At 67.1% G+C, this 20,420-nt stretch carries 20 protein-coding genes and 1 pseudogene; 6 read left to right on the top strand and 15 right to left on the bottom strand.

Annotated elements, in window-relative coordinates; all coding sequences use genetic code 11:
• Window positions 1–86: 86 nt before the first annotated feature.
• From MYXE_RS18000 to MYXE_RS17975, 6 genes and pseudogenes are all read right to left on the bottom strand, one after another.
• Complete coding sequence (locus MYXE_RS18000) at window positions 87–1,883, bottom strand: acetyl/propionyl/methylcrotonyl-CoA carboxylase subunit alpha (protein WP_003919136.1); 1,797 nt, start codon at window positions 1,881–1,883, stop codon at window positions 87–89.
• A gap of 65 nt (window positions 1,884–1,948) precedes the next feature.
• Window positions 1,949–2,401 (bottom strand): SufE family protein, encoded by a 453-nt coding sequence (locus tag MYXE_RS17995; RefSeq protein WP_085196746.1) that lies wholly within the window; start codon window positions 2,399–2,401, stop codon window positions 1,949–1,951.
• The gene (locus MYXE_RS17990; protein WP_085196744.1) at window positions 2,398–3,291 is read right to left on the bottom strand and encodes a sulfurtransferase; all 894 of its coding nucleotides are present in this window, start codon (window positions 3,289–3,291) and stop codon (window positions 2,398–2,400) included. Before MYXE_RS17990 ends, MYXE_RS17995 begins: the two co-directional genes overlap by 4 nt.
• Before the next feature lie 9 nt (window positions 3,292–3,300).
• Complete coding sequence (locus tag MYXE_RS17985) at window positions 3,301–3,939, bottom strand: Maf family protein (RefSeq protein WP_003919133.1); 639 nt, start codon at window positions 3,937–3,939, stop codon at window positions 3,301–3,303.
• Window positions 3,936–4,148 (bottom strand): annotated as a pseudogene (locus MYXE_RS17980) (acyl-CoA carboxylase subunit epsilon); the annotation flags it as partial. The gene MYXE_RS17985 and the pseudogene MYXE_RS17980, both read right to left, overlap by 4 nt.
• A gap of 17 nt (window positions 4,149–4,165) precedes the next feature.
• Window positions 4,166–5,806, bottom strand: coding sequence for an acyl-CoA carboxylase subunit beta (locus tag MYXE_RS17975; protein ID WP_003919131.1), 1,641 nt, complete (start codon window positions 5,804–5,806; stop codon window positions 4,166–4,168).
• Between the two features lie 38 nt (window positions 5,807–5,844).
• Here MYXE_RS17975 and MYXE_RS17970 point away from each other — a divergent pair, with 38 nt between their 5' ends.
• Window positions 5,845–6,660 (top strand): biotin--[acetyl-CoA-carboxylase] ligase, encoded by an 816-nt coding sequence (locus MYXE_RS17970; RefSeq protein WP_085196740.1) that lies wholly within the window; start codon window positions 5,845–5,847, stop codon window positions 6,658–6,660.
• Window positions 6,660–7,175, top strand: a complete 516-nt coding sequence (locus MYXE_RS17965; RefSeq protein WP_085196737.1) for a PH domain-containing protein — start codon at window positions 6,660–6,662, stop codon at window positions 7,173–7,175. Before MYXE_RS17970 ends, MYXE_RS17965 begins: the two co-directional genes overlap by 1 nt.
• On the opposite strand, the gene MYXE_RS17960 is transcribed toward MYXE_RS17965, so the two are convergent.
• Window positions 7,133–7,792 (bottom strand): GtrA family protein, encoded by a 660-nt coding sequence (locus MYXE_RS17960; protein WP_003919128.1) that lies wholly within the window; start codon window positions 7,790–7,792, stop codon window positions 7,133–7,135. The genes MYXE_RS17965 and MYXE_RS17960 overlap by 43 nt on opposite strands.
• An 87-nt stretch (window positions 7,793–7,879) precedes the next feature.
• Between MYXE_RS17960 and MYXE_RS17955 the strand changes: the two genes are divergently transcribed.
• Genes MYXE_RS17955 through MYXE_RS17945 form a run of 3 tightly spaced genes read left to right on the top strand, consistent with a single transcriptional unit; the run spans window position 7,880 to window position 10,800 of the window.
• Window positions 7,880–9,109 (top strand): 5-(carboxyamino)imidazole ribonucleotide synthase, encoded by a 1,230-nt coding sequence (locus MYXE_RS17955; RefSeq protein WP_003919127.1) that lies wholly within the window; start codon window positions 7,880–7,882, stop codon window positions 9,107–9,109.
• Window positions 9,102–9,617 carry a 5-(carboxyamino)imidazole ribonucleotide mutase gene (gene purE / locus MYXE_RS17950; protein WP_085196734.1) on the top strand — a complete coding sequence of 172 codons (516 nt, stop codon included), beginning with the start codon at window positions 9,102–9,104 and terminating at the stop codon, window positions 9,615–9,617. Before MYXE_RS17955 ends, purE begins: the two co-directional genes overlap by 8 nt.
• A 13-nt stretch (window positions 9,618–9,630) precedes the next feature.
• On the top strand, window positions 9,631–10,800 hold the full coding sequence (locus MYXE_RS17945; protein ID WP_003919125.1) for an acyl-CoA dehydrogenase: 1,170 nt from the start codon (window positions 9,631–9,633) through the stop codon (window positions 10,798–10,800).
• Here MYXE_RS17945 and MYXE_RS17940 read toward each other — a convergent pair.
• The 3 genes from MYXE_RS17940 to MYXE_RS17930 all read right to left on the bottom strand — a co-directional run bounded on the left by MYXE_RS17940 (window position 10,789) and on the right by MYXE_RS17930 (window position 13,400).
• Window positions 10,789–11,973 (bottom strand): CoA transferase, encoded by a 1,185-nt coding sequence (locus MYXE_RS17940; protein WP_003919124.1) that lies wholly within the window; start codon window positions 11,971–11,973, stop codon window positions 10,789–10,791. The two genes, MYXE_RS17945 and MYXE_RS17940, sit on opposite strands and share 12 nt — an antisense overlap.
• A complete protein-coding gene (locus tag MYXE_RS17935; RefSeq protein ID WP_003919123.1) occupies window positions 11,960–12,874 on the bottom strand; it encodes a class I SAM-dependent methyltransferase in 915 nt (304 codons plus the stop codon). Before MYXE_RS17935 ends, MYXE_RS17940 begins: the two co-directional genes overlap by 14 nt.
• Window positions 12,875–13,079: 205 nt before the next feature.
• Window positions 13,080–13,400 carry a DUF732 domain-containing protein gene (locus tag MYXE_RS17930; RefSeq protein ID WP_085196732.1) on the bottom strand — a complete coding sequence of 107 codons (321 nt, stop codon included), beginning with the start codon at window positions 13,398–13,400 and terminating at the stop codon, window positions 13,080–13,082.
• Window positions 13,401–13,752: 352 nt separating this feature from the next.
• Between MYXE_RS17930 and MYXE_RS17925 the strand changes: the two genes are divergently transcribed.
• Window positions 13,753–14,499: a cation diffusion facilitator family transporter gene (locus MYXE_RS17925; RefSeq protein ID WP_003920110.1), complete on the top strand. Its 747-nt coding sequence runs from the start codon at window positions 13,753–13,755 to the stop codon at window positions 14,497–14,499.
• A gap of 7 nt (window positions 14,500–14,506) precedes the next feature.
• Here MYXE_RS17925 and MYXE_RS17920 read toward each other — a convergent pair whose 3' ends face one another.
• From MYXE_RS17920 to MYXE_RS17900, 5 genes are read right to left on the bottom strand one after another with little or no spacing between them, the layout of a single operon-like run.
• Window positions 14,507–16,114: a PPE family protein gene (locus MYXE_RS17920; protein WP_085196730.1), complete on the bottom strand. Its 1,608-nt coding sequence runs from the start codon at window positions 16,112–16,114 to the stop codon at window positions 14,507–14,509.
• A 13-nt stretch (window positions 16,115–16,127) separates the two neighbouring features.
• Window positions 16,128–16,685 carry a DUF7676 family protein gene (locus tag MYXE_RS17915; RefSeq protein WP_003920108.1) on the bottom strand — a complete coding sequence of 186 codons (558 nt, stop codon included), beginning with the start codon at window positions 16,683–16,685 and terminating at the stop codon, window positions 16,128–16,130.
• On the bottom strand, window positions 16,682–18,178 hold the full coding sequence (locus MYXE_RS17910) for an ATP-binding cassette domain-containing protein (protein ID WP_085196728.1): 1,497 nt from the start codon (window positions 18,176–18,178) through the stop codon (window positions 16,682–16,684). The genes MYXE_RS17915 and MYXE_RS17910 overlap by 4 nt, the downstream gene beginning before the upstream one ends.
• A complete protein-coding gene (locus tag MYXE_RS17905; protein ID WP_003920104.1) occupies window positions 18,175–19,203 on the bottom strand; it encodes a FecCD family ABC transporter permease in 1,029 nt (342 codons plus the stop codon). The genes MYXE_RS17910 and MYXE_RS17905 overlap by 4 nt, the downstream gene beginning before the upstream one ends.
• On the bottom strand, window positions 19,200–20,390 hold the full coding sequence (locus tag MYXE_RS17900) for an ABC transporter substrate-binding protein (protein ID WP_085196726.1): 1,191 nt from the start codon (window positions 20,388–20,390) through the stop codon (window positions 19,200–19,202). The genes MYXE_RS17905 and MYXE_RS17900 overlap by 4 nt, the downstream gene beginning before the upstream one ends.
• Between the last annotated feature and the right edge of the window lie 30 nt (window positions 20,391–20,420).

Genomic DNA, 20,420 nt, shown 5'->3' with positions numbered 1-20,420 from the left:
CGGCTGTGACCTCAACCTGTTGAAGACCTTACCCGGGCGCGGCGCAGCCAACAACGGCGGGAGCCCACCGGTTGGGTGCCTGGCGGCTATTTGATCTCGGCCAACACCGTGCCTTGGGTGATCGCGGCGCCGGCCTCGACAGCCAGACCGGTGATGGTGCCGTCTTTGTGGGCGGTGACCGGGTTCTCCATTTTCATCGCCTCCAGCACCACGACCAGGTCGCCGGCGGTGACCTCCTGGCCCTCTTCGACGGCGACCTTGACCACGGTGCCCTGCATGGGGGCGGTCACCGCGTCACCGGAGGCCGCGGCGCCCGCGAGCGCGCCGCGCTTGCGGGGCTTGGGTTTGCGCCGGATAACACCGACCGGGTCGGAACCGGCGCCGTTGGACAGCGCCAAGTCGGCCGGTAGCGACACCTCCAGGCGGCGACCGCCCACCTCGACGACGACCTTCTGGCGCGGGCGGGCGTCCTCCTCGTCGAGTGGTTCGCCGCCGGTGAACGGCTCGATGGTGTTGTTCCACTCGGTTTCGATCCAGCGGGTGTGCACCGAAAAACCGTTCTCGTCGCCGATGAACGCCGGGTCGCGCACGATGGCCCGGTGGAACGGGATCACCGTGGCCAGGCCCTCGACCTCGAACTCGTCAAGCGCGCGCCGGGCACGGGCCAGCGCTTCTTGGCGGTTGGCGCCGTAGACGATCAGTTTGGCCAGCAGCGGGTCGAACTGCCCGCCGACCACCGAACCGGTCTCCACGCCGGAGTCCAGTCGCACACCCGGCCCGGACGGCGGGTTGAACTTGGTCACCGGTCCCGGCGCGGGCAGGAAGTTGCGCCCGGCGTCCTCGCCGTTGATCCGGAACTCGAAGGCATGCCCGCGCGGCGTGGGGTCCTCGGTGATGTCGAGCTTGTCGCCGTTGGCGATCTTGAACTGCTGCAACACCAGGTCGATGCCGGCGGTCTCCTCGGTGATCGGGTGCTCCACCTGCAGCCGGGTGTTGACCTCCAGGAACGAGATCAGTCCGTCCTGTCCGACCAGGAACTCCACGGTGCCGGCGCCGTGATAGTGGGCTTCCCGGCAGATGCGCTTGGCTGCCTCGTAGATCTCTTTGCGTTGCGCGTCGGTCAGAAACGGCGCCGGCGCCTCCTCGACCAGCTTTTGATAGCGGCGCTGCAGCGAGCAGTCGCGCAAGCCGGCCACCACCACGTTGCCGTGCATGTCGGCGAGCACCTGGGCCTCGACGTGACGCGGCTTGTCCAGGTAGCGCTCCACGAAGCACTCGCCGCGGCCGAACGCAGCCGTCGCCTCACGGACCGCGGACTCGTACAGCTCGGGAATCTCCTCGACGGTGCGGGCCACCTTCAGGCCCTTGCCGCCGCCGCCGAACGCGGCCTTGATCGCGATCGGCACGCCGTACTCGTGGGCGAAAGCCACCACCTCGTCGGCGTCCTTGACCGGGTCGGGGGTGCCGGGCACCAGCGGCGCCTGGGCGCGGGCGGCGATGTGGCGGGCGGTGACCTTGTCGCCCAGGTCGCGGATCGACTGCGGGCTGGGTCCGATCCAGATCAGCCCCGCGTCGATGACGGCCTGCGCGAAGTCGGCGTTTTCGGACAGAAACCCGTAGCCGGGATGGATCGCGTTGGCGCCGGACTTCTCGGCAGCGTCGAGCAACTTACCGAAGTCCAGGTAGGACTCCGCCGACGTCTGGCCACCCAGCGCGAATGCCTCGTCGGCCAACCGCACGTGGGGTGCGTCGGCGTCGGGCTCGGCGTACACCGCGACGCTGGGCAGGCCCGCATCCCGGGCCGCGCGGATCACCCGGACCGCGATCTCCCCGCGATTGGCGACCAGGACCTTGGCGATCCTCGAGCTGGCGTGACTAGGCACGGCGCCTCCTGTGCTGGACGTTCCGAATCTCTAAGAGAATTTCTTACAAGTCTGTCAGGGGGAGTTTAGCCTCGGTTCGGCGGCAGACCAGCCGGTCCCCCATTCGACTCGCGGAGTCGGTGTTTGATACGGGCCAACATGGCCGCCATCCCGCGCAGCCGCAGCGGGCTGACCAAAGCCGCCAGGCCCAGCTCGTCGTAGAAATCCTCCGGGACGGCCAGAATGTCGGCCGCGGGTTGTTCGTCGAGGCCGGCGGCCAAGATCGAGGCGAATCCGCGGGTGGTGGGCGCTTCGGCCGGTGCGGAAAAATGCAACCGAACCCGCTGCGGATCGCTGGCGTCGACGTGCATGAACAACGGGGACTGGCACTCCGGCACCGGTTCCATCGCCGCCTCTTCCAATTCGGCTGGAAGCGGCGGCAATTCGTCAGCGAATTCCAGCAACAGCTTGAGCTTGTCCTGGCCCTGGACTTCGGCGAAGTCGGACACCACCTCGGCCAGCGGCGCGGGCAGGCTCATAGGGCAGTTACTTCTCCTGGCTCTTCGCCGGCCACGATGGGCACTCGCACGGTGTTGCCCCACTCGGTCCACGACCCGTCGTAGTTGCGGACGCCCGGGATGCCCAACAAATGGGTCAGCACGAACCAGGTGTGGCTGGAGCGCTCACCGATGCGGCAGTAGACGATCGTCTTGTCGTCGGGCTTGATGAAACCGTAGAGCTTCTCGAGTTCGTCGCGGCTGCGGAACCGCCCGGTCTCGTCGGCGGCCTTGCCCCACGGGATGTGCACCGCGGTGGGGATGTGACCGGCCCGCAGCGCACCTTCTTCGGGGTAGTCGGGCATGTGGGTGCGCTTGCCGGTGTACTCCTCCGGTGACCGCACGTCGATCAGCGGCTGCGAGCCCAGGGAGGCCAGGACGTCGTCCTTGAACGCGCGGATCGGCCCGTCGTTGCGCTGCACCACCGGATAGCCGGTCGAGGTCTTGTTCGGCACGTCCAGCGTGGTTTCCCGGCCCTCGGCCAGCCACAGGTCGCGGCCGCCGTTGAGCAGCCGCACATCCGGGTGGCCGAACAAGGTGAACACCCACAGCGCATAGGCCGCCCACCAGTTGCTCTTGTCGCCGTAGATCACCACGGTGTCGTCGCGGGCGATGCCCTTTCGGTTCATCAGGTCGGCGAACTGCTCACCGTTGATGTAGTCGCGCACCCGCGGGTCATTAAGGTCGGTGTGCCAGTCGACCTTGACCGCGCCGGGAATGTGGCCGACGTCGTAGAGCAAAACGTCTTCGTCGGATTCGACGATGGCAAGCCCGGGTCTGCCCAGGTTGGCGGCCAGCCAGTCGGTGGTGACCAACCGTTCGGGGTGGGCGTAGCCGGCGAGGGTGGGGCTGGGATCTTCTGGCAGCGGCACACCTCGAGCCTACAGCGGATTGGCCGCCCACAACGCTGCCACCGACAGGCCGACGCGCTGCAACAGGCCACGAGTCAATGGCAAACTCAAGCCGATCACGTTGGACGGGTCGCCATCGACCCCGTCGACGAACCAGCCGCCCAGGCCGTCGATGGTAAACCCGCCGGCCACCTGCAGCGGTTCGCCGCTGTCGACGTAGGCGGTCAGCTCCGCGGGCGTGGGCACGCCGAAACGCACTGTGGTCGTGGCCGCTTCGTCGGCCCGCCCGTCCGGCTCGCCGTCGCGCAGCCGCAGAACCGCGTGCCCGGTGTAGAGCCGCCCGGAGCGCCCGCCGATGGCCTGCCATTGTCGGCGCGCCTCGTCGGCCGAGCCGGGTTTGCCACACAACCGGCCGTCGACGTGCAGCATCGAATCACAGCCGATCACAACGCAATCCGCGGCGACTGCGCGGTGCAGACCGTCGGCGACCTGCTCGGCTTTGGCACGGGCCAGCGCGCAGACGACTTGTGCCGGTGCGGCGTTCGGGCCGAGTTCGGCGGTGACCGCATCCTCGTCGACACCAGATACGCGGACCAGTGGCTCGACGCCGGCCTGGCGCAACACCTTGAGCCGGCCCGGCGAGGCTGACCCGAGCACCAGGCGGGTCATCGCCGCATATGAATCCGTTCCAGCAAGGTGACGCGTTGCCAGCTGAAGACCGGGTAGCGCAACTTGTCGACGGGGTGTCCCCACATGTTGCGTTCGGGCTGCGCGGGCTCGGCCCGGCCGCCACTTATGCTGCCCAGCACCGCGATAAGCGCGGCCAGCTCTTCGTCGGTGGGCTCGCCCTTGAGGATCTCGATGTGGGGCTCGTGCCCGTCGTGCGCCTCGGTGCTCACAGCGGAATGTTCCCGTGCTTCTTGGGCGGCAGCTGGGCGATCTTGCGTTCCAGTAGCCGCAGGGCGGTCGCGATGTAGCCGCGGGTGTGCGACGGCGGGATCACCGCGTCGACGTAGCCGCGTTCGGCGGCGATGTAGGGGTTGACCAAAGTGTCCTCGTAGTCCTGCTGCAGCTGCAGGCGCAGCGCGTCGACGTCCTCGCCCTTTTTCGCCGCCTCGGCGAGCTTTTGCCGGTAGACGAATCCGACCGCGCCGGAGGCCCCCATCACCGCGATCTGAGCCGTCGGCCAGGCCACGGCGACGTCGGCGCCCATGTCCTTGGACCCCATCACGCAATACGCACCGCCGTAGGCCTTGCGAGTGATCACGGTGACCTTGGGGACGGTGGCCTCACCGTAGGCGTAGAGCAGCTTGGCGCCGCGGCGGATGATGCCGTTGTATTCCTGGTCGGTGCCCGGCAGGAAGCCCGGCACGTCGACCAGCATCACGATCGGGATGTTGAAGCAATCGCAGGTCCGAATGAAGCGGGCCGCCTTCTCCGAGGCGTTGATGTCCAGGCAGCCGGCGAAATGTGTGGGCTGGTTGGCGACGATGCCGACGGGACGGCCCTCGATGCGACCAAAGCCCACGACGATGTTCTGCGCGTATCCCGCTTGTATTTCCAGGAACTCGTCCTCGTCGAGGATGCGGGTGATCACCTCGTGCATGTCGTAGGGCTGGTTCGGCGAGTCGGGAATCAGCGTGTCCAGCTCGAGGTCCTCGGCGGTGAGGTTGTCCTCGATGGCACCCTCGGGAACCGGCACCGAATAGCGCGGGGGATCGGCGTAGTTGTTGGGCGGCAGGTAGCTCAGCAGCTCACGAACCCAGTCGAACGCGTCCTGCTCACCGGAGGCGACATAGTGCAAGGTGCCGGACTTGGCCATGTGGGTGTGGGCGCCGCCGAGCTCCTCCATCGTGACGTCCTCGCCGGTGACCGTCTTGATCACGTCCGGGCCGGTGATGAACATCTGGCTGGTCTGGTCGACCATCACCACGAAATCGGTCAGGGCAGGAGAGTACACGTGCCCGCCGGCGGCGGCCCCCATGATCAGCGAGATCTGCGGGATGGCGCCCGAGGCCATGATGTTGTTGTAAAAAATCCGGCTGTACAGGCCCAGCGAGACCACACCCTCCTGGATGCGCGCCCCGGCGCCGTCGTTGATGCCGATCAGCGGGCGCCCGGTCTTGATCGCCAGGTTTTGCACCTTGACGATCTTTTCGCCGTACACCTCGCCGAGGCTGCCGCCGAACACGGTGGCGTCCTGGCTGAAGATGCACACGTCGCGGCCGTCGATCGTGCCGTAGCCGGTGACCACACCGTCGCCGAGCGGGCGCTTGGCGTCCAGCCCGAAGTTGCTGCTGCGGTGCCGGGCCAGGGCGTCCAACTCCACGAACGATCCCTCGTCCAGCAGCGCGTAGATGCGCTCACGGGCGGTCAGCTTGCCCTTAGCGTGCACCTTGTCCACGGCCTCGACACCGACCGGGTGCAGCGTCTCCTCCAGGCGCTTGCGCAACTCCGCCAGCTTGCCCGCGGTGGTATGGATGTCGACCGTGTGCTCGGCGGCGGGTTCGGCGTGGTGATCGGTAACGCTCGTCATGGCTGTCGAGCTTAGCGGCTGGCTTAGGCTTGGCTGCGATGGAGCATGACCTGCTCAGGCCGCCGCTGGATGCGGCGGTGCTGCGCGACGGGCTGGTCGGGCCCGGATTGCCGTGGCGTCGACTCGATGTCGTCGAGGAAACCGGCTCCACCAACGCCGATCTGCTCGCCCGCGCGGCGGTCGGCGAGGACATCGACGGGTATGTGTTGCTGGCCGAATACCAAAACGCCGGGCGCGGTCGTCATGGCCGGCACTGGTCGGCGCCACCCCGCGCGCAGATCGCGATGTCGGTCGGGGTGAACGGGGCGTCGGTGGCCCGTTCGGCGTGGGGCTGGCTGCCGTTGGCGACCGGGGTGGCGGTGATCGACGCGCTGGCCGCGGTGGCCGGCGTGACAGCTGGCCTGAAATGGCCGAACGACGTGCTGGTGAACGACGGCAAGCTGGCCGGGATCCTGACCGAAGTCGCGGCCCCGGCGCCGGTGATCGTGATCGGGCTGGGGCTGAACGTGACGTTGACCGCCGAGGAAGCGCCGGACCCGGCGGCGACGTCGGTGCTGATGCTGGGTTCCTCGATGACCGACCGAAATACGTTGGCGCACAGTATACTTCGGGAACTTGCCACTCGCGTCGAAGCCTGGCGCACCGCGGCCGGGGCCGACCCGGCGCTGATCGCCGACTACCAGCGGCACAGCCTGACGCTGGGCCGGCGCGTGCAGGCCACGATGCCCGGTGACCGGGAAGTGGTCGGCACCGCCCGGGGCGTCGACGACATGGGCCGGCTGCAGGTGGACACCGGCGCTCAGACGGTGTCGATCTCGGCCGGCGACATCACCCACCTGCGGGCCGCGCACTGATGCGCTACCCCGACAACGTGCTGGCCGACGGCGAGCAGGTGGTTCTGCACCGCCATCCCCACTGGAAGCGTCTCGTTGGGGCGGTCACCGTGCTCATCCTGGCGAGCGGGCTGGCATCCTTCGTCGCCGGATTCGTCAACACCAGACCTTGGGACCCGAACGCCAAGAACGTCATCTTCGGGGTCATCTGGACGATCTGGCTGGTGCTGGTCGGCTGGCTCACGGTATGGCCGTTCTTGGCTTGGCTGACAACGCATTTCGTCATCACCGACCGTCGAGTGATGTTTCGGCACGGAGTGTTGTCGGGCAGCGGAATCGACATCCCACTGGCCCGGATCTTTCATGTGGAATTCCGGCAGGGAATCGTCGACCGGATGCTGCCCGCGGGCACGCTGATCATCGAGTCGGCGTCACAAGATTCGTTGGAGTTCTACGACATTCCGCGCGTGCGGCAGGTGCACGCACTGCTCTATCACGAAGTTTTCGACACGCTCGAACCCGAGTCGCCCAGCTGAGCGAACCGGCTGCGACGCGACCGCCACGCCCGCAGCAGGGTGACCGTGCCACCCTCTTCGAGGTTGTCTTCGAAGACCTCGGCGATGCCGCCGGCGGTCAGCGCCGATTCCAGCGCGCCCTCCGGGATGCGGCCGAACTCGTCGGGGAACACCCACCGGCGAAATGCCCAGAACCGGAACGCCATCTGCAGCAGGTTGCCGATGATGTAGGCCGAGATGAAGTCGGCGATGTTTTCCACGGTCAGCGACACGTGTGGCACCCGCAGCTGCAGGATGTAGCTGGAGAACCACAGCGGCGCCATGGACAGCAGCACCCCCACGCCGCTGAATGCGAAGAACAGCAGCGCCTCGTGGTGGCGTTCACGGCCGCCGCGGTGCCGGAAGCTCCACTCGCGGTTCAGGATGTAGGACGCGATGACCGCGACGATGCCCGCGATGACCTTGGCGGTCACCGGCTTGGGCTCCAGGATGGTCAGCTTCAGCGTGTAAAAGATCGCCGAGTCGATGACGAACGTGGTGGCCCCGACGATGACGAACTTGATCAGTTCGTGATGGCGTTCGACGTAGGACCGGACCAGCCGCGGCAACCGCACGATCGTGGCATCGGCAAAGGACACAGTGTCGCAGTCTACGTATTACGTGCCGCCGCCGCGCCGCGACCGTGTCAGCGCCGCTAAACACCGCGCTCGGCCGGTCGTGACACCATGATTGGCGTGCCCGGTACGCCCATCGCAGCACCGCTGGTCGCCATGGTCGGAGGCGGTCAGCTGGCCCGAATGACCCATCAGGCCGCGATCGCCCTGGGCCAGACCCTGCGGGTGCTGGCCGCCGCGCCCGACGATCCCGCTGCGCAGGTCACCCCGGACGTGGTCGTCGGCTCCCACACCGACCTCGACGACCTGCGCCGGGTGGCCGCGGGCGCGGACGTTTTGACCTTCGACCACGAGCACGTCCCCAACGAGCTGCTGGAGAAACTGGTCGCCGAGGGCGTCAACGTCGCGCCGCCGCCGCAGGCCCTGGCACACGCGCAGGACAAGCTCGTCATGCGTGAGCGGCTGACCGCGCTGGATGCGCCGGTGCCGCGGTTCGCAGGTGTCAGCCGCGTCGCCGAGCTGGACAGCGTCGACGAGTTCGCCGGTCGCGTCGGCGGCCCGGTCGTGGTCAAAGCGGTCCGCGGCGGGTATGACGGCCGCGGGGTGCGGATGGCCCACGACGTGGCTCAGGCCCGAGAGGCCGCGTGGGGCTTTTTGGCTGCCGGGGTGCCGGTGCTGGTCGAAGAGCGGGTCGAGCTGCGCCGCGAGCTCGCCGCGCTGGTGGCGCGCTCGCCGTTCGGCCAGGGCGCGGCGTGGCCGGTGGTGCAGACCGTGCAGCGCGACGGCATTTGCATGGAGGTGATCGCGCCGGCGCCGGGGCTTGACGACGACGTCGGCGTCGAGGCCCAGCAGCTGGCGCTGCGGCTGGCGGCCGAGCTCGGTGTCGTCGGGGTGCTGGCGGTCGAGCTGTTCGAAACGACCGATGGCCGGTTGCTGGTCAACGAGCTGGCGATGCGCCCGCACAACTCCGGGCACTGGACCATGGACGGGGCTCGCACCAGCCAGTTCGAGCAGCATCTGCGCGCGGTGCTGGACTATCCGCTCGGCGACACCGGCGCCACCGTGCCGGTGACGGTGATGGCTAACGTGCTGGGCGCCGCACACACGCCGACGATGACGGTCGACGAGCGGCTGCATCACCTGTTTGCGCGGATGCCGGAAGCCCGGGTTCACCTCTACGGCAAGGGAGAGCGGCCAGGCCGCAAGATCGGGCATGTCAACTTCCTTGGCTCCGACGAAGCCGAGGTGGCGAAACTGCGTGAGCGCGCCGCGCTGGCCGCACACTGGTTGTCACACGGTCAGTGGCGCGCCGACGACGATGGATGGGAGCCACATGGCTAGCAAGGCCCGCGTCGGGGTGATCATGGGCAGCGACAGCGATTGGGCGGTGATGCAGGACGCCGCCGCTGCGCTCGCCGAGTTCGATGTCCCGTTCGAGGTCGGCGTGGTATCGGCGCACCGCACGCCGGCGCTGATGCTCGACTACGCGCGTGGGGCCGCCGAGCGCGGCATCGAGGTGATCATCGCCGGCGCGGGCGGCGCCGCCCACCTACCGGGAATGGTGGCCTCGGCGACACCGCTGCCCGTGATCGGGGTTCCGGTGCCGCTGGCCCGGCTGGACGGCCTCGATTCGCTGCTGTCGATCGTGCAGATGCCCGCCGGGGTTCCGGTGGCCACGGTGTCGATCGGTGGTGCCCGCAACGCGGGTCTGCTGGCCGTGCGGATTCTGGGATCGTCCGATGTCGCGTTGCGGTCGCGGATCGTGGCCTTTCAGGAGCAGTTGGCGGCGAGCGTGCGAGCCAAGGATGCCGACCTGAAAAGCCGGCACGGTAAAGTTACCGGCCAGTAGCAAGGAGTAGAAGATGGCTCGCTGGACCGGAAACCCGTCGTTTGACCTGTTCGAATTGCCCGAGGAGCACCGGGAACTGCGGACGGCGATCCGCGCCCTGGCGGAAAAGGAGATCGCCCCTTACGCCGCCGACGTGGACGAGCAGTCGCGATTCCCCGAGGAGGCGCTGGCTGCGTTGACTGCGTCGGGCTTCAACGCGGTGCACGTGCCCGAGCAGTACGGCGGACAGGGCGCGGACGCGGTGGCCACCTGCATCGTGATCGAGGAAGTGGCCCGGGTGTGTGCGTCGTCGTCGCTGATTCCGGCGGTGAACAAGCTGGGGACGATGGGCCTGCTGCTGAGCGGGTCGGACGAATTGAAGCAGCAGGTGTTGCCGTCGGTGGCCTCAGGTGAGGCGCTGGCTTCCTATGCGCTCTCCGAACGGGGTTCAGGCAGCGACGCGGTGTCGATGCGGACCCGTGCCAAGGCCGACGGAGATTACTGGGTGCTCAACGGCTCGAAAGCCTGGATCACCAACGGCGGCAAGTCGACCTGGTACACGGTGATGGCGGTGACCGATCCCGACTTGGACGCCAACGGGATCTCGGCGTTCATGGTGCACCGCGACGACGAGGGTTTCTCGGTGGGACCCAAGGAACGCAAGCTGGGTATCAAGGGTTCGCCGACCACCGAGCTGTACTTCGAGAACTGCCGCATCCCGGGTGATCGGATCATCGGCGAGCCCGGCACCGGATTCAAGACCGCGCTGGCCACACTGGACCACACCCGCCCGACGATCGGCGCGCAGGCCGTGGGCATTGCGCAAGGCGCGGTGGACGCCGCGATCGCCTACACCAAGGAGCGACACCAGTTCGGCAGGCCGATCAGCGACTTCCAGGGGGTGCAGTTCATGCTCGCCGACATGGCGATGAAACTCGAGGCCGCGCGGCTGATGGTCTACTCCGCGGCGGCCCGCGCCGAACGTGGTGAGACCGGCCTGGGTTTCATCTCTGCGGCCTCCAAATGCTTCGCTTCCGATGTGGCCATGCAAGTCACTACCGATGCCGTGCAGCTGTTCGGCGGCTACGGCTACACCCGCGACTTCCCGGTCGAGCGGATGATGCGCGACGCCAAGATCACCCAGATCTACGAGGGCACCAACCAGATTCAGCGCGTGGTGATGGCGCGGCACCTATTGCGTTGAGCCTGGGCCCGTCAGCAATTCATCGTTGTGTTCGCCCGGCGCTGGTGGCGGGTCGGTGGCAGCAGCGGTGAACGTCGAGTAGCGCGCAGGTGTGCGGATCAGCGTGACCGCGTTTTCGCCGGTGCCGACGCGAAGAGCTAATTCGTTCTCGGCGAACAGCGGGGTGTCGACGACCTGCTTCCAGGTGTGCGCCAGACACGCCATTAAGCCTTTGCCGCGCAACAGCTCAACCCATTCTGCTGCCGTCTTGGTGGTCAGGGTCGATTCGAGCTCGTCGACCAGCTCGGCGTAGTTGATCGCCCGCAACCGCTGGTCGGCGAACCGCGGGTCTTCGAGCAAGTCTGGGCGACCGATCGTTCGGCACAACAGCTCCCAATGCTTTGGAACGTACGCGCTGATGACGACGTACCCGTCGGCCGTGCGGAACGCGTCCGATGGTTGGGCGGCGAAGCCAACTGTTTTGCGCCCCTTGGTGTTCGTCTTCGGGCGGTCGCCTGAAGGTCGGTTCAGGTGCACGATCAACTGGTTGGCCTGAAGGCCCACCGCCACGTCGTACATCGCGACCCGCACGATGTCGGCCACCCCATGCCGCTCGCGGTTGAGCAGCGCGGCGAGCACCGCCTGGGCCAGCACGTGACCGCTGGCATTGTCGACCAGCTGGAACGGGATGAGCTGCGGCTTACCGTCCGGTGTGCGCATACCCGAGGTCATGCCGGCCTCCGCCTGAATCATCAGGTCGATGCCCGGCCTGTCGCCATTAGGGCCGTTATCGCCATAGGCGGTTAGCCGCGCATAGATGAGTTTCGGGTTGCGCGAACGCAATTCGTCGGGCCCGAGTCCAAGTCTTTCCATCACGCCGGGGCGAAACGCCTCGAGCAGCACATCCGCAGTATCGACGAGCCGAAGTATCTGTCGTTTGGCTTCGTCGGACGCTAGGTCCACCATTACTGATTTTTTGCCGCGGTTGTTGGGCAGAAAATAAGTGGCCAGCGGTGGGCGCCCGGGAAGGACGGAGGTGAGGTGCCGTCCTGCCTCACCGTCGGGCGCCTCGACCTTGATGACTTCGGCGCCGAGGTCGGCCAAAACCTGTCCCGCCAGCGGACCAGCGACGTTTTGGGTGAAGTCGAGCACCCGAAACCCGTCAAGTGGCTTGGGGCCGTTACTGTTTGGCATCAGTGTGCAACACCGCGGTGCAGTAGTAGTTTTCGGTTTCGCTGTTGACGCGTGGCGGCACCGGTAATCCGTTGTCGGCCAACAGCTGACTGGACCGGTTACGAACCGTGCGCCAACCGAGCTGGTTTAGGTACGTGGCGACGTCGTGGCGCTCGCCGGAATACCACAGGTCGTCGATGTGGGTGTCGAGGCCGTGCTCGTACCACTTCTGGGCGGCGGCGTGCATAACCTCAACGGATTCTGGCGAGGTCAGGAAAATCTCGGCGACCAGCCTGCTGCCCTCGGCGCTGAGCGCGGTGATGTTGTCCAGCAGCCGATCCTGAGCGTCGGGCGGCAGGAACGCGAGCAGACCTTCGGCGATCCACGCGGTTGGCCGCTCGGCGTCGAAGCCGGCCTGACGCAAGGCGGCGGGCCAGTCGTGGCGCAAGTCGATGGGCACCACCCGCAGTTCGACGGCCGGGTCGACGCCCAACGCGGCCAGTGTCGCGGTCTTGAAGTCCAGGACCTGCGGCTGATCGATCTCGAACAGCGTCATTCCCGCAGGCCAAGACAGTCGGTACGCGCGCGCGTCCAGACCTGAGGCCAAGATCACCGCCTGACGAATGCCCGCAGTTGTCGCGTCGGTCAAGAAGTCGTCGATGTAGCGGGTGCGTGCCGCCATCAGGTCGGTCATCGGCTGCATGCCCCACGGGTGGCCCGGGATGTCGACCTCGGCGGCGTCCAATTCGCCGGCCGCCCAGCGGGTGAAAAAATCAATGCCGACCGCCTGCACCAGTGGCTCGGCGAATCGGTCGTCGATGAGGTTGGCTTTGGTGGCACGGGCCCTGCCCGCGGCCACCATGGTGGCGGTTGCTCCCACGCTCGTTGCCAAATCCCAGGTGTCGTTATCAGTGCGCGCCATGCCAGCCAGCGTAACGATGCGGGCAGCAACCGGGTTTGGCGCGTGGTCAGTAAGGCTAACTAACTCTTGCGCCTCCGGGCCGTGTTTTATCGCAGCCGGTCGACGGCTTTCAGTTCGCTCGAGTCCGGGGAACGTCGTGTCCAGATCGGTGCAGCCGCAATCCCTGCGGAGCACCGACGGTTTCACACGGTCCCGCAATCAGCACTCACACGTTTTCAGGGCACAAATCGCGGATTGCAATTCGCACGAACTGCGCGGCCTCGAACTCGTTCAGCTTGCTGTTCAACCATAGTTCGCGCGCCGCCTGGACTGGCGACGTGCCGGCGGCGATCTCCCCGCAAATGTGGTATCCCAGTCCGATTTCCGCGCCGTTACCACCTTCATTGGAGAAGCCGGCCGCTTCCATGTCCTCCAGGAAGCTGTATTCGTCTGCGCGGCCCACCTCTATCAAACTGGTTGGCAGAGTGACGAAGATAGCTAGCGCACCTGTGCCGACGGTTGCTGCCCGAACTAATGACCTCCTCATTTTGACCTCCTCAGTCGCGCGGGAGGGTGATCAAAAGGCCGACCCGGCAGTGTGATGGTCGGAATCTTTGATGCCGGGTACCGAACCTCATGGAAGTCCCGGAGGTGCCACAAATTGGGTGGAACGCATCCTGGTTTTCGAGCCTTGGTTGGTTTCTTGTAGTGCGTCATTTCCAGCTCCCGCGGAGCCATTGGAGCAACCAAGACCGCTTGGTAAAAAGCGTAGGCGTCGCGGACGCAGGCCCGGTGACTTTTCGAGGAATTTTGCTGACTTTGACAGACGTCGGCCCGAATTTTCCGCAGTAGCACATACAGGTCCACCCCAGGCGCCAATATGGCTCAGCGAGCCAGTTATGGCTCAACTCGAACCGCGCACTTTGGATGGCCGATGCGTCGGGCGTGCCGGTGGCAGAGACCTGGCGGCAAGCCTTTACCATCGCCTGGTGACCACACCCCGTCCCGCGGAGCTCACCGTCCCGACGCCGATTCTGCGGGACGCGTCCTGGCTCCGGGCCGCGACGTGGGCGCGTCGGCTAGCGTGGCTGAGCCTGGCCGCAATGCTCGCCGAGGGTGCGCTGGGGCTGTGGCAGGGCCTGGCTGTGGGATCAATCGCGTTGACGGGCTGGGCGCTCGGTAGCGCGCCCGAAGCCTTAGCCAGCGCGATGGTCGTGTGGCGATTCAGCGGCCGCCGCAAGTTGTCCGAGACCGCCGAACGACGCGCCCAACGTGGCGTGGCGGTGTCGTTTTGGCTGACCGCGCCCTACATCGCCGCAGAATCGGTCCGCGACCTGGCTGACCGCCACCACGCCGAGCCGTCGGCCATCGGTATCGCGTTGACGGCCACTGCCGTGGTGCTGATGCCGATTCTGGGCCAGGTCAAACGGAAACTCGGCGCGATGCTCGGGTCGGCGGCCACCTCTGGCGAAGGCATTCAGAACCATTTGTGCGGGGCTCAGGCGGCCGCGGTGCTGATAGGCCTTGTGGTCACCGCCGCCTGGTCCGGCGGATGGTGGCTTGATCCGGTGATCGGTCTCGTCATCGCCGCTGCCGCGGTGTGGCAGGGCTTTCGCGCCTGGCACGGCGACGACTGTGGCTGCTAAGGACGCGTCAGTCGTCCTTCCCTTGGCCCCAGCTACCGGGAATCAACGGCATGCGCGGTCCGCCGTCGAACGCATCACCGCGTAGCGTGGTCAGGCCTGCCGCGCTGGCGGTCGGCTTGCGTGTGGTTCCGGTAAACCCCAGCGGTCCGCCGCCGTGATCGGAGGCCGCCACGGCTGTGGCCTCGACTTCTGGCTCGAGGTCCATGTATTCGTAGCCGCGGCCGATCTGCCGGAGCGTCGGCCGTCGGCGTCGACGTGCCGGGCCCTCTTCTCCGGTGGCCGAGGCGGCCGCTGGGGTTTTGGCAGCGTCGGGCGTCGATGACTTCTTCTTGGCGCTGGTACTCATGTCCGTCGGGGAACCCATGCCCAGGTTGCCCACCAGGTAGGAGAGCAGCTGCGGCCCCGCGGGGGTCGGCTGGGCTGGCGGGGGTGCATCGGGCGCAGGAGGCGGCGCGGACGCTGCGGTCGACGACGGCGCGGGGCCGGGTGCGGGGCTGCTGGCCGGGGCGGTAGCCGGGCCGACGGGTGCGATCACGACCGGTCCGATCACCGCGGGCGGCGCGATGGGCACCGCGGTCGGGTGGGCAGCCAGGCCGGCCAACCCCGCCAGGCCCGCGAAACCGCCCGCTGCGCCGGCGGGGGTGGCAGCGAGGGGCAGCGCCGCCGCCGTCGCCAGCGGCACAAACGGTGTGGTTGCGACCAGATAGACGCCAACGCGCAGTGTTTCGCTGAACATCTCGAAGCCAATCTCAGAGAAGTAGACCAGCGAGGCAAAAACCAGTACTGCGAGGTTACCGTTGGCCGCCTGCACGATCGTCGGGTAAAACTCGATGTAGTATCCGGGCCCCGCCAAGAATTCGCTTATCGCGTCCGCCAACGTCACGCCCGGCTGTGGAACCAGGTTGTAATTGAACCAACTCGCGAAGTTTTCGGGGTTCTCAAACACGTAAAACGGGCTGCCGATCAAATCGCGAAGTTCGGGCGGAAGAAACTGCTGGACAAGCCCATCCAGCCACTGGAAGATATTCTGCGATCCTCCCGGGGATCCCTGGTCGGCGAGGGTTGTCAGCGCGTTGGACTTGACGATCTCAGGGGCGGGCGGGGTTGGTGGGACGGCGGTCAACGCAGCCGCCGAGACCGCGTCATAGGTGCCCATCACGGTGGCGGCCTGCATCCACATGCGCACGTAGTCGGCTTCGTTCAGCGCGATCGGAATCGTATTGATCCCGAAGAAGTTCGTCGCCACCAACACCGCGTGGGTGGCGTGGTTAGCCGCCAGCTCGGCCAGGGTCGGCATTGCCGCCAGCGCGGTGCTGTAGGCAGCCGCCGCCGCTTCGTGCTGCGCGGCCGCAGCGGCAGCGTCGGCGCTGGCCTGCTCCAGCCACGCCAGATATGGGGCATGGGCGGCGATGTACGCGTCTGCGGTCGCACCCTCCCACGCCCCGGCCCGCACGGCGTCCAGAAGCGCGGTCAACTCGCCGGCTGCCTGGCTGTACGCGGTGCTCAGCGAGGTCCACGCGGCCGCGGACTCCAGCAATGGGCCAGGGCCTGGGCCGCTGCTCAGCAGCGCCGAATGCACCTCCGGCGGCGAGGCCATCCAAATCGGAGCGCTCATCGCAGGGCCAGCCTCATCCATGGCGAAAACCCTTGCCCGCCCGGTCAAATGGGTCAGGGGCCAGCCCCAGATACTTGGCCCGCAACCGGTCCCACAGTTCGAGCTGTTCCCATGCCGGCTGGTCGCGGAGCTGCTGATCGTGAGTCAGGAACGGGTTGGGCAGCAGCAACGTCATCATCTGCTCGTCGCGCCCGTTGAACAGGCGCACTCCCCACGAGGTGGGGCAACCGTCGGCACCGATACGGCGGTAGAGCTCGGCCCGCGAGCACTTCCGAATCCGGCCACGCTCCGGCCCGCTTGCCCGGTGCTCGCCGATGCATAGGTGAAAATGCCAGCGGCCAAAGTCGACCGTGGCATATCCGTCGTGCATGGAGATGCGATTGGGCGGATTGGGCGCCGCCACTTCCCAGGCCGCGCCCTCCATGATGATGCCGAACCAAATCTCGTTCCAGTACTGCTCGAAGCACAGCCGGATCAGGTCGAGCAGGCTTTCCTCATCGACGGGCAGCGGCCAACGCTGTTCCCGTCCACCGCCTTCTGTTTCAACGACGGCGGGGCTGGTGTCGGTCATGGTGTCACCTTCCTGCGTTGGCGGGGCTTGGTCGTGAACACACAGTCGCCGCACAACCCGCCGCCCTTCGTGCGGTAATACAGACAGCAGCTCGTTCGGCGGTAGCCGATCTTGTCGAAACGTATTGCGCCACTGAGCCTTTGGTCGCCACATAATCGGCGAGCCGACAACGCGGCGCCATCGCCCAGGACGCGCGCAGCACCGAGCAGCGCTGAGGCGGTGTTGCCGCGCAGCAGCTGCACCGAGATCGGCCCGAGGCGGCGCAACGCTGCGGTCAGCGGCCCGAGGTGCAGCGTCAAGACGGTGTCGGCCAGCATCGGCTCTAAGCCGTCGCCCTCCCAGGCGACGGGATGGTCGATATGCAACTCGATCCGGCCGTCGGTTTCCCGGAACAACAACTGCTCGGCGGGAAGGTCTATCAGCAGTCGTTGGCTGACCAGCGCGCCAAGCCCGACTGACCACAGCCGCGCAGCGAAGTCGAAGAAGAACGTCGACACTGCCACACGTCGCTCCGACGTGTCGATGCGCGCCTGCACCCGACTGACGATGCCGCCGAGCATCTCGGTGTCGGTGTAGAGCTGGCATACAGGTCGCCAATTTTGGTCACGCGGTCCGGTGCCGATCACGAAATACGGGTTGAGCGTGGCTAGTTCGGCGAGCATCGCTATGGTGTGCGTCCGCGGCGCGCACCGATGCGCGCCGCGGACGCAGCGCCCGTCACTGTTCCGTACCACGAACATCCCGCTTGATGGATCGAAATGCACTGTGTCGCTGTCGAAAACCGATCCGATGCGCCCGGAGAGCATGAGATCTTCAGGGATCGCGTCGACGAGCGTGCCGTCTGGGCCCAGCAGCCACACCCGGTCGGCGACGCGCAGCGCGAGGTCCAAGTCGTGGGTGGACATCACGATCGCCAGGTGCTGATTTCGGGCCAGGCTCCGCAGCATCTCAACCAGCCCGGCGCGAGATCCCACGTCCAGAAACGCGGTCGGCTCGTCGAGCAGCAGCACCGACGGCTGCTGAGCCAGCGCACGGGCGATCAGCACTCGCTGCCGCTCGCCGTCGGAGAGGTCGGCTGCGGGCCGGTCGGCCAAGTGCGCGGCGCCCACCGCACGTAACGCCCCGTCGATGACGGCGTGGTCGTCGCGCGTCAGCCTGGCTGTCACGCCCACATGCGGGATGCGGCCCAGGCCAACGAGTTCTCTCGCCGACAGCAGCCCCGGGTCGAAGCGGTCGGTCAGAACGACCGCCACTCGGCGGGCCAGCTCATCGGGTGCCAGCTCGGTCAGATCCTCGCCGTCGAGCAGTGCTTGACCGGCTAGCGCGGGCTGCAGTCGGCACAGCGTGCGGATCAGGGTGGACTTGCCGCAGCCGTTGGGACCCAGCAGCACCGTGAGCTCGCCGCGACAAGCTCGACCACGCAGGTCTGCTGCCACCACACCGATCCTGCGCCGGCGACGGTAACCGATTGCCAGATCACGCAATTCGATCATTGCGGCATCACCACCCCACGGCGGCTGCGCAGCAGCACGATGACGACAATCGGGGCCCCGATCAGCGCGGTGACCGCATTGACGGGAAGTACCGCACTGCTGCCCGGAAACTGGCTGACGATCCCGCATGCCAGCGCTACGGCGGCGCCCAGCAGCACTGCCGTCGGCAAGACCACCCGATGATCGGAGGTACCCGCGGCCAGCCGCGCCAGATGCGGCACCACCAGGCCGAGAAACGCGATCGGGCCGCAGAACGCCGTCGTGGCTCCGGCTAGCAGCGACGCCGACGCGACAGTGACCAGCCGCATCCGCCGCACGTCGATGCCCATGGTGCGCGCGTAGCCCTCGCCGAGCAGCAGGGCGTTCAAGGGGCGCACCGTCAACGCCGATGCCACCAACCCCAATGCGACGACGGGCAGCAGCAGCCGCAGATCCGCCCACGTCGTGCTGGCGAAGCTGCCCAGCCCCCACAGCAGATACTGCTGCACGCGCTGAGGATCTGCGTAGACCAGCAGCACGTTGACGACCGCGGTGCTGGCCGCGCCCACCATGACGCCAATCAGCAGCAGGGTCGGCGCCGAGCGCACCCAGCGCGCAAGCACCAGGACGGTGGCCAGCACCAGCGCGGCGCCAACTGTGGCGGCGAGAACCACACTGGCGCGGCCGGCTTCGGCCAGCCTCGTCGTGAAACCGGATCCGCTACCGATCACTACGACTGAAACCCCAAGGTTCGCACCGGAACTGACGCCTAGCACGTACGGGTCCGCCAGCGTGTTGCGAAACAGCGTTTGCATCTGCAACCCCGCGATACCAAGTCCGGCGCCCGCAGCGATCGCGGTGAGGACCCGCGGCAGCCGCATGCTCGTCACGATCACCTGCCAGCGCGGGTCGGATGCCTGAGCGCCGACCAGCGCTCGGACGGTCTCGGGCAACGGCACCCGCACCGGCCCGAGGACAAGCCCCAGCAGAGCCAGCGCAACGACGACGCCGGCCAACGTCGTCCACACCATTAACGCGCGGCTCATGCGGGCATCACCCGCCGGTAGAACTGGAACCGGTGGCCGGGGGCGAGGCCGGGATGCAGGATCGCCACGAGATCGCTCAGCACGAGATCCGGGCGCGCCACACCGTGTTCCCAGTAGTCGTTGCCGCCGCCCGGGCCAAGCGATTTCGTCGCCGACCACACCTGACCGGTACGCGTTGCCGCCAACCGGGCGTACCGGTTGTCTTGCGCCAGAGCGTCATTGATGGTCGTCCAGTTGCTGATGACTAGCCACAGTGGTGCCTGCCCGGCCTTGGCATAGACCGATTCGAAGTTCAGCTGCAGGCTTCCGGCGCGCTTGTCGCCCGCCCACGGGTAGCCGCCGCCCGCATCGGCAATCAGCCGACCGGCATAGGCGCCGCCGGCGGGCATCGACCAGGCGCCGTGATACATCTCGCCAGGCAACACCTCGACGGGCCGAACGCGCGCGGTCTTCGCGGCGACGTTGCGGTAATCGTCACGCAGCTTGCGGTAGATCGCGTCGGCCTTCCTCTCGGTGCCGGTCAGCGCGGCGAACACCTTGACCCACTCGGCGCGGCCGAGCGGCGTGGGCTCCAGCCATTCGGCGTCGGCGACCACGCCGACGCCGGCGTCGCGCAGCTTGGCGTAGCTCGGGTCGTCGGTGCCCTGGGTCACCAGCACATCGGGGCGGGCGGCGATCACGGCTTCGGCATCGACTTGCCCGCCGGGCGCGAACTCGGCGACCCGTCCGGCCGCTATGCGTTGGCGCAGTCGCGGACTGACGACGTTCGCGGCACTCGCCACACCAGTGACCACGTCCGTCTGCCCGAGTTCGGTGATCATGCCCAGGTGGGTCGTCGAAGCCGAATAGAGGGTGGTGACCGGCACCGTGATCTGCTGCGCGTGCGTTAACTCACCGGCCAACTGTGGGCGCGGCGCGCCGCAGCGCACCAGCACATACGACTGGGGTCGACCGTTCGGGTAGGGCTGCTGGACGGTCAGAACCTGGTAGCTGTGGTGGTAGCTGATAGTGAATTTGGTGGCGTCGGCGACCGTCGACTTGTCCGGGAAGTAGTCGACGTCGGGCTTGAAGCCGCTGATGCACGCGGGATTGGGGCGCGCGCCGGTGTCCGGCGGGCTAGCACAAGCGCCGGCAATAAGCGCCAGGCAGGCGGCCATGACGACGGCCACCCATGCGAGACGTGGCATGGACGTCGGTCAGCTCTCTCGGGGTACACC

This window comes from Mycobacterium xenopi (genome assembly GCF_009936235.1).
GTDB lineage: Bacteria > Actinomycetota > Actinomycetes > Mycobacteriales > Mycobacteriaceae > Mycobacterium > Mycobacterium xenopi.
Note: the sequence above shows the minus strand (reverse complement) of the source record. Positions and strands in the feature narration are given on the sequence as shown.

What these genes read in the sequence shown, in the direction of transcription:
- MYXE_RS17995 (WP_085196746.1), bottom strand. Translation starts at nt 2,401, where the DNA reads ATGAGCCTGCCCGCGCCGCTGGCCGAGGTGGTGTCCGACTTCGCCGAA.
- MYXE_RS17985 (WP_003919133.1), bottom strand. Translation starts at nt 3,939, where the DNA reads ATGACCCGCCTGGTGCTCGGGTCAGCCTCGCCGGGCCGGCTCAAGGTG.
- MYXE_RS17975 (WP_003919131.1), bottom strand. Translation starts at nt 5,806, where the DNA reads ATGACGAGCGTTACCGATCACCACGCCGAACCCGCCGCCGAGCACACG.
- MYXE_RS17970 (WP_085196740.1), top strand. Translation starts at nt 5,845, where the DNA reads ATGGAGCATGACCTGCTCAGGCCGCCGCTGGATGCGGCGGTGCTGCGC.
- MYXE_RS17965 (WP_085196737.1), top strand. Translation starts at nt 6,660, where the DNA reads ATGCGCTACCCCGACAACGTGCTGGCCGACGGCGAGCAGGTGGTTCTG.
- MYXE_RS17955 (WP_003919127.1), top strand. Translation starts at nt 7,880, where the DNA reads ATGATTGGCGTGCCCGGTACGCCCATCGCAGCACCGCTGGTCGCCATG.
- purE (WP_085196734.1), top strand. Translation starts at nt 9,102, where the DNA reads ATGGCTAGCAAGGCCCGCGTCGGGGTGATCATGGGCAGCGACAGCGAT.
- MYXE_RS17945 (WP_003919125.1), top strand. Translation starts at nt 9,631, where the DNA reads ATGGCTCGCTGGACCGGAAACCCGTCGTTTGACCTGTTCGAATTGCCC.
- MYXE_RS17940 (WP_003919124.1), bottom strand. Translation starts at nt 11,973, where the DNA reads ATGCCAAACAGTAACGGCCCCAAGCCACTTGACGGGTTTCGGGTGCTC.
- MYXE_RS17935 (WP_003919123.1), bottom strand. Translation starts at nt 12,874, where the DNA reads ATGGCGCGCACTGATAACGACACCTGGGATTTGGCAACGAGCGTGGGA.
- MYXE_RS17930 (WP_085196732.1), bottom strand. Translation starts at nt 13,400, where the DNA reads ATGAGGAGGTCATTAGTTCGGGCAGCAACCGTCGGCACAGGTGCGCTA.
- MYXE_RS17925 (WP_003920110.1), top strand. Translation starts at nt 13,753, where the DNA reads ATGGCTCAACTCGAACCGCGCACTTTGGATGGCCGATGCGTCGGGCGT.
- MYXE_RS17920 (WP_085196730.1), bottom strand. Translation starts at nt 16,114, where the DNA reads ATGAGCGCTCCGATTTGGATGGCCTCGCCGCCGGAGGTGCATTCGGCG.
- MYXE_RS17915 (WP_003920108.1), bottom strand. Translation starts at nt 16,685, where the DNA reads ATGACCGACACCAGCCCCGCCGTCGTTGAAACAGAAGGCGGTGGACGG.
- MYXE_RS17910 (WP_085196728.1), bottom strand. Translation starts at nt 18,178, where the DNA reads ATGATCGAATTGCGTGATCTGGCAATCGGTTACCGTCGCCGGCGCAGG.
- MYXE_RS17905 (WP_003920104.1), bottom strand. Translation starts at nt 19,203, where the DNA reads ATGAGCCGCGCGTTAATGGTGTGGACGACGTTGGCCGGCGTCGTCGTT.
- MYXE_RS17900 (WP_085196726.1), bottom strand. Translation starts at nt 20,390, where the DNA reads ATGCCACGTCTCGCATGGGTGGCCGTCGTCATGGCCGCCTGCCTGGCG.